Annotated in this window: 12 protein-coding genes; 6 read left to right on the forward strand and 6 right to left on the reverse strand. The window is 60.8% G+C overall.

Annotation, left to right across the window (positions count from 1 at the left end; genetic code table 11):
* Together CO666_RS16080 and rfbA are read right to left on the reverse strand one after the other, a co-directional pair.
* A complete protein-coding gene (locus CO666_RS16080) occupies window positions 1-375 on the reverse strand; it encodes a sugar 3,4-ketoisomerase (protein WP_097613094.1) in 375 nt (124 codons plus the stop codon).
* Between the two features lie 25 nt (window positions 376-400).
* The gene (rfbA, locus tag CO666_RS16085) at window positions 401-1312 is read right to left on the reverse strand and encodes a glucose-1-phosphate thymidylyltransferase RfbA (RefSeq protein WP_097613095.1); all 912 of its coding nucleotides are present in this window, start codon (window positions 1310-1312) and stop codon (window positions 401-403) included.
* A 254-nt stretch (window positions 1313-1566) separates the two neighbouring features.
* Here rfbA and CO666_RS16090 point away from each other — a divergent pair, with 254 nt between their 5' ends.
* The 3 genes from CO666_RS16090 (at window position 1567) to CO666_RS16100 (ending at window position 5927) form a co-directional block, all read left to right on the forward strand.
* The gene (locus CO666_RS16090; RefSeq protein WP_097613096.1) at window positions 1567-2355 is read left to right on the forward strand and encodes a glycosyltransferase family 2 protein; all 789 of its coding nucleotides are present in this window, start codon (window positions 1567-1569) and stop codon (window positions 2353-2355) included.
* Window positions 2356-2806: 451 nt separating this feature from the next.
* A complete protein-coding gene (locus tag CO666_RS16095; RefSeq protein ID WP_245436797.1) occupies window positions 2807-4732 on the forward strand; it encodes a putative bifunctional diguanylate cyclase/phosphodiesterase in 1926 nt (641 codons plus the stop codon).
* Window positions 4716-5927: a GGDEF domain-containing protein gene (locus CO666_RS16100; RefSeq protein ID WP_097613098.1), complete on the forward strand. Its 1212-nt coding sequence runs from the start codon at window positions 4716-4718 to the stop codon at window positions 5925-5927. The genes CO666_RS16095 and CO666_RS16100 overlap by 17 nt, the downstream gene beginning before the upstream one ends.
* A gap of 13 nt (window positions 5928-5940) precedes the next feature.
* Here the strand turns inward: CO666_RS16100 and CO666_RS16105 are convergent, their stop codons facing one another.
* The 3 genes from CO666_RS16105 to CO666_RS16115 are packed head-to-tail and all read right to left on the reverse strand — an operon-like array spanning window position 5941 to window position 7929.
* A complete protein-coding gene (locus CO666_RS16105) occupies window positions 5941-6744 on the reverse strand; it encodes an anti-sigma factor family protein (RefSeq protein ID WP_097613099.1) in 804 nt (267 codons plus the stop codon).
* Entirely contained in the window at window positions 6741-7346 is a 606-nt protein-coding gene (locus CO666_RS16110; RefSeq protein ID WP_097613100.1) for an RNA polymerase sigma factor, read from the reverse strand. The genes CO666_RS16105 and CO666_RS16110 overlap by 4 nt, the downstream gene beginning before the upstream one ends.
* A 46-nt stretch (window positions 7347-7392) precedes the next feature.
* Window positions 7393-7929, reverse strand: a complete 537-nt coding sequence (locus tag CO666_RS16115; RefSeq protein WP_097613101.1) for a tetratricopeptide repeat protein — start codon at window positions 7927-7929, stop codon at window positions 7393-7395.
* Between the two features lie 172 nt (window positions 7930-8101).
* On the opposite strand from CO666_RS16115, the gene CO666_RS16120 reads away from it, so the two are divergent.
* The 3 genes from CO666_RS16120 (at window position 8102) to CO666_RS16130 (ending at window position 10991) form a co-directional block, all read left to right on the forward strand.
* Window positions 8102-9154, forward strand: a complete 1053-nt coding sequence (locus tag CO666_RS16120; protein WP_097613102.1) for a type III polyketide synthase — start codon at window positions 8102-8104, stop codon at window positions 9152-9154.
* Window positions 9151-9654, forward strand: a complete 504-nt coding sequence (locus CO666_RS16125; RefSeq protein ID WP_097613103.1) for an isoprenylcysteine carboxyl methyltransferase family protein — start codon at window positions 9151-9153, stop codon at window positions 9652-9654. Before CO666_RS16120 ends, CO666_RS16125 begins: the two co-directional genes overlap by 4 nt.
* A gap of 89 nt (window positions 9655-9743) precedes the next feature.
* Window positions 9744-10991: an NAD(P)/FAD-dependent oxidoreductase gene (locus CO666_RS16130; RefSeq protein ID WP_097613104.1), complete on the forward strand. Its 1248-nt coding sequence runs from the start codon at window positions 9744-9746 to the stop codon at window positions 10989-10991.
* On the opposite strand, the gene CO666_RS16135 is transcribed toward CO666_RS16130, so the two are convergent.
* Window positions 10981-11520, reverse strand: coding sequence for a gluconokinase (locus CO666_RS16135; RefSeq protein ID WP_097613105.1), 540 nt, complete (start codon window positions 11518-11520; stop codon window positions 10981-10983). The two genes, CO666_RS16130 and CO666_RS16135, sit on opposite strands and share 11 nt — an antisense overlap.
* Between the last annotated feature and the right edge of the window lie 8 nt (window positions 11521-11528).

Genomic DNA, 11528 nt, shown 5'->3' on the forward strand with positions numbered 1-11528 from the left:
TCAGAGCCGTTCATAGGGGGTGTCGATGTAATCATCCTTATCATATCCGCGAGAGGCAAAAACGAGCAGGATTGAACCGGGACCGAAGGTCATTTCGTGCCAGTCCCTTGGCTCTACCAACAGGCACTGGTCCGGTGACGACAAGGTAATCTCTTCTCGGGCTTTTCCGTCGTCCATCAAAACCATCACGCTTCCCGAAAGCGCCACCAACGCCTGTCGAGTCTGGTGATGACGATGACCACCGCGTGTATATCCGTCGGCTCCATAGATCCAGAAGCTTCGAACAACCGGAAATGGCAATATTCCGTCCATGACGGTCAGCGCGCCTCTTCCATCGGACATCGTCTTTAGCGTAAGCAGGGTAAAAGCAGACAAGATCGGTTTTCCAGTTTTTGCCGGTTCAGCCGGGAGGGAAATGCGGAGCTGGCTCCCTCACCAGGCTGATGAGGTATCGACCGTAAGAACTCTTTTCAAGTGGAGCTGCCAGCCTTAGCAACTGCTCGGCATCTATGTATCCCAAATGAAAGGCGATTTCTTCGGGGCAAGCAATCTTCAGCCCCTGGCGTCGCTCGATGGTGGCAATGAACTGACTGGCTTCAAGGAGAGAATCATGCGTCCCCGTGTCAAGCCAGGCATGCCCCCGTCCCAGTACGGCAACATTCAGCCTGCCAGCCGATAAATAATGCCGATTGATGTCGGTAATTTCGGTTTCACCGCGCGGCGAGGGTTTCAAACTGCCAGCAATCTCAACCACGTCATTGTCGTAGAAATACAAACCAGTCACAGCGTAAGAAGAGCGGGGCTTGGTTGGCTTTTCCTCCAGGCTGAGGACTTTGCCCTGACCGTCAAACTCCACCACCCCATACCGTTCGGGATCGTGGACCTTATACGCGAAGATTGTCGCTTCGTCCGATCTTTCGGAAGCTGCGGATAAATCATGAGTCAGGAGGTTGCCGTAAAAGATATTGTCGCCAAGCACGAGGGCGGTCGACTCTCGCCCGATGAATTCCCTGCCTATCGAGAATGCCTGGGGAATGCCTTCTGGTGCGGCCTGCACGGCATATTGAAGGTTCAACCCCCATTGGGCGCCGTCACCAAGCAATTGCTCAAAACGCGGCGTGTCCTGAGGCGTTGAGATGATCAAGATATCCTGGATTCCCGCAAGCATCAGCGTCGACAGGGGATAATAGATCATCGGTTTGTCAAAAACCGGAAGAAGCTGTTTTGAAATGGCGAGGGTTGCGGGGTGGAGCCGAGTGCCCGAGCCCCCGGCGAGCAAGATGCCCTTGCGCAGCTTTTTCTTCGAAGACAAGAGACCTCCTGTAACTTGATAAATCCGCACGCACTCACGAGCCTATCGTGATGACGATCGCTGTTAGACACTGCTCACTACAGATAGATCGACCTGCATGCAATGCACTTACCGAGACGAGAACCAGTGCAATCGCTTATCGATCAGGCATTGATCAAGGATAATCTACAGTACCGGATTGCGACGCCGCCATTCCGTCTGCTACGGGTTGGCCAAATTTCCTCCCTTAGAACGTGAGCAAGACACCCGTTAAAATGGCCGCAGATACTGCCGATCCACGCCCGCCCCGGATAAGCCTTATCACTGTTTGCTGGAACGCCGAGCAGACCATTGCCGATACGTTGCGGTCCGTCGACGCTCAGACCTACCGCGACTTCGAGCACATCATCGTCGACGGTGGCTCAAGCGATTCCACGCTCGCCATTATCGCTGCGGCGCCGGCGGAGAACCGGCGCGTACTTTCGGGACGGGACGGAGGTATCTATGAAGCGATGAATAAGGGGATTGGGCTTGCGAGCGGCGACATCATCGGATTCTTGAATGCGGACGACACTTTCGAGAGCAGCGGCTCCCTCGAAACTGTGGCGGCTGCGCTGGAAGACGAAACCTATGACGGCTGCTATGGCGATCTCATCTATGTTTCCAACCAGCATACCGATCGCAAAGTCCGTTATTGGAAATCCTGTGCGTTTCAACCCGGTTCCTTTGCGCGCGGCTGGTGTCCGCCGCATCCGACATTCTATGTTCGGCGTCGCATCTATGACCGGTTCGGGACGTTCGATCTGCGTTATCGGCTGGCAGCCGACGTCGAATTGATGATGCGATTTCTGGAAGTCGCGCGCATTAGAACCATTTATATCCCCCGCGTGCTCGTCAGGATGCGTCTGGGGGGCGCGACAAACAAAAACGTCCAGAACATATCGCGTCAGAACAAGGAAGTGCTGCGTGCGCTTGCCGGCCATGGCCTCAAGGTCTCGGTCCCTGTGTTCTGGGCATCGAAGCTTATCAACCGCCTCGGTCAGTTCTTGACACGAAATCGGTAGCAGCGGATTTGCCGCGTTGGCTTTCATGCGGCACCCGGAGCCGCTTTGCGAACTGGATATCCATTTTGCGAATAATCCTGCCCGCATCCGGTCTGCGATGCAGAAGCATTAACGCATTCTGCGCTTAAATCGATCGTGGAAGGCCAGACGTCCGACAGGCTCCCTGTCCTCGACTTGATCTAAGTCGAGGACACAACCGATCGGCCTGCAAGAGGCCTATGCAATCGAATGAGTCGATTGCATCTTTCAAACAATGATCCCGAAGCCGATAGAACCGTCGTGGCTGGCCGGAAGACGGCCCTGCGACTTGTTTATTCACCGAAGCCGTTCCGTTCAGCTTCATGAGAATTATGCAAGTGACCATGGTCTACAAGAAAGTCGGGCAGAGCGCGGATCCATGACAATACAGCCGATCCCTCTGACGAGCAGGCTCGCGAAGGTTCGGGCGTTCATGTCCATCCCTCTGGACAAGCCGGAATTGCTCAAGGCGCAGTACAGGGCCTTCTCCTATCAACTGCCGCTCATGTATGTCATTCTCCTGATCAATACATGGGTGCTGGCCGCGACCCATATATTGGTCGCGCCCGCCTGGCTGGCTGTCTACATCCCGATCGTTCTGACATTGGTTTGCGCGGTTCGCATCATCTCCTGGTCGCGCTCCCTGCGGATCGCGCCGACCCATGAGGTCGCCGCGCGGGCGCTCGCGCGCACCAATCGCCTCGCCAGCATCCTCGCCGTCGCCTTCACCGGCTGGGCTCTGCTGCTGTTTCCTTACGGCGACGCCTATGCGAAGGGCCATGTGGCCTTCTACATGGCGATTACCGTTATCGGCGTGATTTTCTGTTTGATGCATCTGCGTCCGGCAGCCTTTACCGTGGCTGCCGTCGTCAACGGCGCGTTCTTCATCTTTTTCGCACTGTCGGGCAATGCCGTCTTCATCGCCATCGCGATCAATACCGGGCTTGTTTCCGGCACCATGCTGGTCATCCTTCTCATTCAATACCGGGATTTTACCCGGCTGATCGAGGCGAAGATAAAGACCGAGGCGCTGAGCAACGAAAATTTTCGGCTCGCCAATCTCGACAGCCTCACCGAGCTTCCCAATCGCCGGGCGTTCTTCTCCCATCTCGGGGAAAGCTTTGCCGACGCCGAGACCCATGGGCAAAGCCTTGCCGTCGGCATCATCGATCTCGATGGCTTCAAGCCGGTCAACGACCTCTATGGCCACGGCACCGGCGACAAATTGCTCCACGAAGTCGGGCAGCGTCTTGCCGGGCTATGTCCTGCGAACATGCATCTCGCCAGACTCGGCGGTGATGAATTCGCGCTGATCATGCCCGGGCCGACGAGCGAGGCCGAATTGCTGGCCCTCGGCGAAAGCCTGTGTACCGCGCTGCGGGTGCCATTCGTCTTTGCGGAAGCCGCCGTGCAGATTTCCTGTTCCATCGGCTTTGCGGTCTATCCGGAGAAGGCCACGAGCGCGGCAGATCTTTTCGAGCGTGCCGACTACGCGCTCTATCACGGCAAGCGGACCAAGCGTGGCAAGGCGGTGCTGTTCTCCTCGGATCACGACGCGGAAATCCGTCGCGATGCAAAGATCGAACAAGTCCTGCAGATGGCCAATCTGCAGGAAGAGCTGAGTGTGGTGTTTCAGCCGATCGTCGATGTCCGATTGGATGAGACCGTCGGGTTCGAGGCGCTGGCGCGCTGGACGAGCCCCGTTCTCGGAAACGTCCCCCCGGCTCAGTTCATTCCCGTCGCCGAAAGGGCGGGCTTCATCAATCGCATAACGCGGCCGCTTCTCGAAAAGGCGCTCGCTGTCGCGGCCAATTGGCCGACGGGCATCCGGCTTTCCTTCAATTTGTCGGCGCAGGACCTGACCTCGCCGGAAGGTTTGCTGCATCTCATCAGCATTATCCACGCCAGCCGTTTCGATCCCAAACGTCTCGAACTCGAGATTACCGAGACGGCTTTCGCCGCCGATTTCGGTCAAATTCAAAGCGCGATCACCGCCTTGAAGGCACTCGGTTGCGGCATATCGCTTGACGATTTCGGCATCGGCTATTCGAGCCTTTCACGGCTTCACGCCCTGCCGTTGACCAAGATCAAGATCGACCGGAGTTTCGTGACCGACCTGCATGAGAAACCGGCCAGCTACAAGATCGTCAAATCGCTGCTGGCGCTCGGTCGCGACATGGGCCTCGACTGCGTCATCGAGGGCGTCGAAACGCGGGAGGAACTGGCCGTCCTCAGAGAACTCGGCGGTTTCCTGATCCAGGGATATTTCTATTCGCGGCCGATGCGCGAAAGCGACATCCCTGCGTTTTTGAATTTGCGGCCCAACGTGTCACGCCGGCATCATGCTCACCTTCATTGATCCTGCCGGTTTATTGTTCGCCGGCGCGCTGGTCGGCGTCGTGATGGTCGGAGCATTGATCGTCGTGCGCCCCGTCGCCGCCGATGCCGGTTCCGCCGTCAACATATGGATTGCCGCTCAACTGGCCGGAATTGCCGCCGATATCATTGCCCTCCTGCAGCCGGGAATTATACTGCCTGAAAGTTGGAGTTCGATCCCTGAGAACGTGGCGACCCTGCTGTTTCCATCCCTCATCGTGGCAGCCGCCTCACTTCAGGCAACCTCTCTTCGCATGCTGCTGTCGGAGCGCGGCGCCGGTCCTTCCGATTTCCTGCCGACCGTAGTGCTCACAAGCGCCTACGCGCTGATCGCGCAAGGCCTGCCGTCGGCCGACAGGCAACCGATCATGCTGCCCTTCACCCTGGGATGCCTGATCTGGACCAGCACCATTGTCTGGCGGCTCAGACAGCGTCACCGCAGAGGTGCCGGACTGATCGTCGTCGCGATGTTTCTCGTCATGGTGCTGGCGGCGATCGATGCGGTGCTGACCATGAATGCGCCGGCGCTGCCTGCCTCGGACACCCGTCTTCCTCCGGCTTTCGGGCTGATCGTCAATCTGACCGTTCCGCTGGCCATGTCGCTGGGTTTCATCGTCACGCTTTTCGAACGCCTCCACCATAAGGTTGTGCAGATGAGCAATACCGATCTGCTCACCGGTGCGCTCAATCGCCGTGGGTTCATGCGGGAATTCGATGCAGCACTGCCGCGTGCGCAGCAGCGATCGGCGGCCGTCTCTCTCGCGCTCATCGACATCGATCGGTTCAAATCGATCAATGACAGCCTGGGACATTCCGCCGGCGACGACGTGCTTGTCTTCGTGTCGCAAAAGATCCTCGCCGGCATCCGTGCGGACGACAGGCTGGGGCGTTGGGGCGGCGAGGAGTTCGTGCTGCTGATGCCGGACACAAGCCTGCAGCAGGCAGCAAGGGTCGTCGATCGCCTGCGCGAGCAGATTTCAGCGGCTCCGGTACGCGACGGTTTTCCCATCGTCACGTTCAGCGCGGGTGTTGCGGCCGTACCGGCGGCTGTCCTCCACTTGATCGACCCGCTCGTTGCCGAGGCCGATGCGCTGCTCTATCAGGCTAAAGTCACCCGGAATTGCGTCGTCATGTCGGCGATTGAGGGTAAGCTTGCAAGAACGGACGCGTCAGCCTGAATGCTGCGCGGAGCTACGCACTGACCCTGCCCCGCACCCCATCGGCAATCGCCGTCATCCTGTCCGCCGGCGCATGGCCGATCAGCATGAAGGCGTGCGTGCCGTTCGACCAGTAGACGACGTTCATACCCTTGCGGCTTTCGACATCCGGCGCCTTGGGGCCGGCATCGGAGCGGACGATGCAGAGCGCCATCGGCCCGGTTTCGGGGTCGAGATAGGCGACCTGGGCAAGCGGTTTGCCGTCATATTGAAGCAGCAGGGCGCGTTTGAAATCGATGCCCGGAAGTGCGACGGCTTCGGGGGAAAGCGACAGGCCGAGTTTTTCGTCGAGAGTGCCGAGTTGGGCGGCCTGGGCTTCCCTGGCGGGCACGGGGCCGGCCAGAGTTTCCGGCGTATAGAGCGAGAGATAGTCGGCAACCACGCTGCGCCATTCGCTGTTTTCATCCTTGGCCGAAAAGCGTGCTCCCATGCCGATGACGGCGCGGTCGATCGCGATGCCGACAATAAGCGAGGCGGCGAGCGCGCCGAGGAAGCGGCGGCGGCTGGCGAATATAGGCGCGACGCCGGATTTTGCGGTCTCAGACGCGGGGATGGCGGCAAGCATCCTCTCCAGTTTCTCGCGCGGGGCCTGTGACAACAGCGGGGCGAAGGCCTGCTCGAAAGGCAGGCTGGCGCGGGCCAGGAATTCCAGCCGTTCGGCGACGGCCTTATCCTCGTTTACCAACGTTTCGATGCGCGCGGCCTCTTCGGCCGTCAGTTCGCCGTCGATGAAGGCGATGAGGTCTTCGTCGGAGGGAATGGTGTGCTTGGTGTTCATTGCCGTCCCCCTTCCGATCCGGCGCCGGCGAGCCTGGCGCGGGCAGCCGCCAGCCGGCTCATCACGGTTCCGATCGGGATGTCCAGTATGCCTGCAACCTCGCGATAGGAAAGTCCTTCCACATAGGCGAGGAAAACCACCGTCCGCTGCGCCTCGGGCAGCGCATTCACCTGTCTCAGCACCTGGTTCGCCATCACATGGGTTTCGGTGTCACGGGCGCCGTCGAAGGTCAGCGCCTCGCCGGCATCGACGAAACCCTGGCCCTGGCGCACCCGGCGCGAGCGGATCTCGTTCAGCCAGATCGAATGCAGGATCGAAAACAGCCAGCGATCGAGCCGGGTGCCGGGGATGAACTGATCGGCGCGCTCCAGCGCGCGCAGGCATGTCGCCTGCACCAGATCGTCGGCGACATCGCGCTGATGCGAGAGAACGAGACCATAACGCCAGAGCCTGGCCAGATTTTCCGTCAGGCCGCTCCTGATATCCGCTGCGCTCGCGATGGCCGCCTCCGACGATCCTGCATCTTTCGGAACCGCCCGACGAACCGGCGATTCCGTTCTCGCGTGACTATAGGCAGGAAACAGGGTGCGCGCGACCGACATTCGGAAATCCCTTTCGTGGTTGCGTTTTTCGCCCCTGACCTGCCGATCAGATCTTCGACGGATCGAGGATTGCGGCGTGCAGATCTTGATATTCCTCGCAGCCCGTGCCGCAGATCGCCTTGATCGACTTCAACTGGTCCTTGGCGAGGTCGAGCTGTCCCTTGATGACATAGGCTTCACCGAGATATTCGCGGACCTTGGCGTATTGCGGATCCATCTTCACCGACTTGAGATAATAGGAGATGCCTTCGTCGGTGCGGCCGAGCTTGCGGGTGGCATAACCGCGATAATTCAGCACCTCGGCCGTGTTCTGGTCCTTGACCGTGTCGAGCATGGCAAGCGCCTCTTCATAGCGGCCGTCCTTGGCCAGCGAATAGGCATAGTCAGTGCGGTTCTCGTCCGAGACGTTGGCGCTCTGCTGCTTGACGCATTTCTTGGTCTTCTGGTCGTAGATCTCGCCCTTCTTGCAGGTCGGCATCGTGCTGCTGTCATTGCCGGCAGCAAACATCGGGCCGGCGAAAACGGAAGCGGCAAGGCAGCCGCCGAGAAGGATGGAAGCAATGCGGGCGGTCATGATCGTCATGGGGAAACTCCTCTGGAGGTGACGTTGCGAGGAGAGAACACCGCTGCACCTCGCTTTATTCGGAAGCCTTCCCATTTTCTTCAATCACTGCTTCGTGAAGTGCTCGAAGCCGAATAGATTGCAGGAACCGGGTGTTTTCCGTCGTTCCGCCGGGAACGATAAGGAGAATTTTGTGACCGATACCGTCAAACTCGTCAGCCTCGCCGTCGCCGCACCCGAACATGTCATTTTCCAGAGAGAGGCGGTCGAAGCCTCGGCCCGATTGTTTGCCGACCGTTTCGAGGATTTCCGCCACCTTGCCCGTGTCTTCGACAGCGCCGGCATTGAAAAGCGCCATGCGGCGCGGCCGCTTGCCTGGTTCGACGAGCCGCATGGCTGGCAGGACCGGATGCAGGCCTATGCCGAGGTGGCGGGCGCGCTCTTCGTCGAGGCCGCCAGCTCGGCCCTTCGCCAGGCAGGGATCGAGGCCGGCGATGTCGATTGTGTCGTGACCGTCTCGTCGACCGGTTTTACGACGCCGAGCCTCGATGCGCAGATGGCCCGCCGGATGGGTTTCAGGGCCGATATCGAACGCGTGCCGGTGTTCGGGCTCGGCTGTGCGGCCGGCGTGTCGGGTTTTGCGATCGCCTCGCGGCTGGCGCGCAGCCGGCCGGGCGCCGTCGTGCTTTTCGTCTCGATCGAACTCTGCACGCTGGCCTTCCGGCTGGACGAGCTGACGCGGCCGAACATCATTGCAACGGCGCTTTTCGGCGATGGCGCCGCCGCCTGCGTGCTGCGATCCGGCCAAGGCGGGCTGGCGGAGGTGGAATCAACAGGCGAGCATCTCTTTCCCGATACGCTCGATATCATGGGCTGGAAGATCGACGACGGCGGCTTCGGCATCGTGCTGGCACAATCGCTGCCGCCCTTTGCCGAACGGGAGCTCGGCCCGGCCGTGACGGCCATTCTGGCGCGCAAGGGGCTGACACCCGGTGATATCGACCGCTTCATCTGCCACCCCGGCGGCACCAAGGTGCTGGCCGCGATGGAGAGCGCGCTGTCGCTGGCCCCGGGCTCGCTCGATCACGAACGCGCCGTGCTTGCCGAATACGGCAACATGTCGTCGCCGACCATCCTCTTCGTGCTTGAGCGGGCGATCCGCACCGGATTGCCGGAGCGCGCGGCGATGATCGCCATGGGACCGGGCTTCTCGGCGAGCTGCGTGACGCTTCGGAGGATCGCATAATGTGGCCGTCGATCGCGCTCCTGACCTTCGTGACGCTGCAGCGACTGGGCGAACTCGTGCTCGCCCGCCGCAACACGGCAGCCCTCCTCGCCCGAGGCGCCAGAGAAGTGGCGCCGGAGCACTATCCCGTCATGGTGGCGCTGCATGCCGGCTGGCTCGTCGGCCTATGGCTGCTGGCAGCGGGAAGGCCGGTCGAGCTCTTCTGGTTTGGCGTGTTCCTGGGGCTGCAGGCGCTCAGGCTCTGGGTGCTGGCGACGCTGAAGGAGCGCTGGACAACGCGCATCATTATCCTGCCCGGCGCACCGCTGGTCAGATCCGGCCCCTATCGCTTCCTCCGGCACCCGAATTACGCGATCGTCGTCGGCGAGATCGCCGCCCTTCCGCTGGCCTTCGGCCTGCCGTTCTACGCGATCGGCTTTTCGCTTCTCAACGCCTGCGTCCTTCATATCCGCATGAAAGCCGAAAATGCCGCACTGGAAAGCGCAATGATTTTGAAATGATTGGATTTTGAAATGAATGCGATTTTTCGTTTGCGCCGTGGGATCGGCAGGGGCATTTTCACCCCGACAACACAGCGGAATGCAGGGGAATGACGAAGAACGCAATCGTGCTCGGCGCCGGCATCGTCGGGGTTTCCACGGCCATCCATCTCCAGCGGCGCGGCCGGCAGGTGACGCTGATCGATCGCAAGGAGCCGGGCAACGAGACCTCCTTCGGCAATGCCGGTCTGATCCAGCGCGAAGGTGTGGCGCCCTACGGCTTTCCGCAACAGCTCGGGCTTTTGCTGCGTTATGCTTTGAATAACCGCATTGACGCGCATTATCACCTCGGGGCGCTGCCGAGCCAGATCGCCTTTCTCGCCCGCTACTGGTGGAATTCCAATGCGCGGCGCCACGCGATCATCACCCGGGTCTATGCGCCGCTGATCGAACATTCGATTGCCGAGCACAAGGACCTAATCGAAGCGTCGCAGGCGCAAGCGCTGATCCGCAAGGACGGCTGGGTGAAGCTTTTCCGGACGCAGGCCAGGCGCGACGAGGCTCTGGCAGAGGCAGCACTCTGGCAGAACGAATTCGGGGTGGAGTACGATAGCCTGGTTCCGGCCGATATCGCCCGCATGGAGCCTGATCTGACCGGCGATTTTTCCGGTGGCATTCGCTGGCGCGACCCCTGGTCGGTGCTCGATCCGCATGGGCTGACCTCGGCCTATCGCCGCTATTTCGAAAGCCTCGGCGGCCGCTTCGTCACAGGCGACGCCGCCTCGTTCGGCCAATTCGGCTCCGGCTGGAAGATCATGACCGAGGAAGGGCCGCTCGAAGCCGAGGATGCGGTGATGGCGCTCGGCCCGTGGGCGGCCGTTGCCACGCGCCGGCTCGGCTATTCCTTTCCGCTCGGCGTCAAGCGCGGTTATCACATGCATTATGCCGCCGAGGGCAATGCCATGCTCAACAACTGGATGCTCGATGCCGAACGCGGCTATTTGCTGGCGCCGATGAACCGCGGCATCCGCCTGACGACCGGGGCGGAGTTCGCAACACTCGATGCGCCGAAGACGCCGGTCCAGCTCGACCGGGCCGAAGCCGTGGCGCGCACGATCTTCCCACTCGGAAGCAGGCTCGATCCCGAACCCTGGATGGGCGCGCGCCCCTGCACGCCCGACATGATGCCTGTTATCGGCAAGGCACCGCGCCATCAGGGCCTGTGGTTCGCCTTCGGCCATGCCCATCACGGGCTGACGCTCGGGCCGGTGACCGGACGCGCGCTTGCCGAACTCATCACCGGCGAGACGCCGTTCATCGATATCGCGGCCTATTCGCCGCAGCGTTTCAAACCGTAACGCCGAGGGCAGCGAGGCCCTTGAGGGCCGTCACCGCGATGCCGTCCACCGTGTCGTCGATATCGACGGTGACGACGCCCGGCTCGGCTGTGGGCACTTCGAGCGTCGCCAGCTGGCTTTCGAGCAGCGACACCGGCATGAAATGTCCCTTGCGCTCGCCCATGCGTTGCGTCAGCAGCGCCTTGGAGCCTTCGAGGTAGACGAAGAACAGATTGCCGCCGACAGCCGCCCGCAGCCTGTCGCGATAGATGCGCTTCAGCGCCGAACAGGAAACGATGATACCCTCGCCCTTCTCCAGCGAGGCCTGCATGTCTTCGCCGATGCGGTCGAGCCAGGGCATCCGGTCCTCGTCGGTCAGCGGAATGCCCTTCGACATCTTCTCGACATTGGCGGCCGGATGAAGGGCGTCACCTTCGACAAAGGCGAGGTGCAAGGCTCCCGCGAGCTTTTCGCCGACGGAGGATTTGCCGCAGCCGCTGACCCCCATGACGATGATCGCATGCGGTTTGTTCATCCGCTCACCCTGCATGATTCCTC

It is taken from the genome of Rhizobium chutanense (assembly GCF_002531935.1).
In the GTDB taxonomy this organism is placed as follows: Bacteria; Pseudomonadota; Alphaproteobacteria; order Rhizobiales; family Rhizobiaceae; genus Rhizobium; species Rhizobium chutanense.

Excerpts from the sequence above, each read along its gene's own strand:
- CO666_RS16130 (WP_097613104.1), top strand. The coding sequence starts at position 9,744 with ATGACGAAGAACGCAATCGTGCTCGGCGCCGGCATCGTCGGGGTTTCC.
- CO666_RS16135 (WP_097613105.1), bottom strand. The coding sequence starts at position 11,520 with ATGCAGGGTGAGCGGATGAACAAACCGCATGCGATCATCGTCATGGGG.
- CO666_RS16095 (WP_245436797.1), top strand. The coding sequence starts at position 2,807 with ATGTCCATCCCTCTGGACAAGCCGGAATTGCTCAAGGCGCAGTACAGG.
- CO666_RS16090 (WP_097613096.1), top strand. The coding sequence starts at position 1,567 with ATGGCCGCAGATACTGCCGATCCACGCCCGCCCCGGATAAGCCTTATC.
- CO666_RS16115 (WP_097613101.1), bottom strand. The coding sequence starts at position 7,929 with ATGACGATCATGACCGCCCGCATTGCTTCCATCCTTCTCGGCGGCTGC.
- CO666_RS16105 (WP_097613099.1), bottom strand. The coding sequence starts at position 6,744 with ATGAACACCAAGCACACCATTCCCTCCGACGAAGACCTCATCGCCTTC.
- CO666_RS16110 (WP_097613100.1), bottom strand. The coding sequence starts at position 7,346 with ATGTCGGTCGCGCGCACCCTGTTTCCTGCCTATAGTCACGCGAGAACG.
- CO666_RS16100 (WP_097613098.1), top strand. The coding sequence starts at position 4,716 with ATGCTCACCTTCATTGATCCTGCCGGTTTATTGTTCGCCGGCGCGCTG.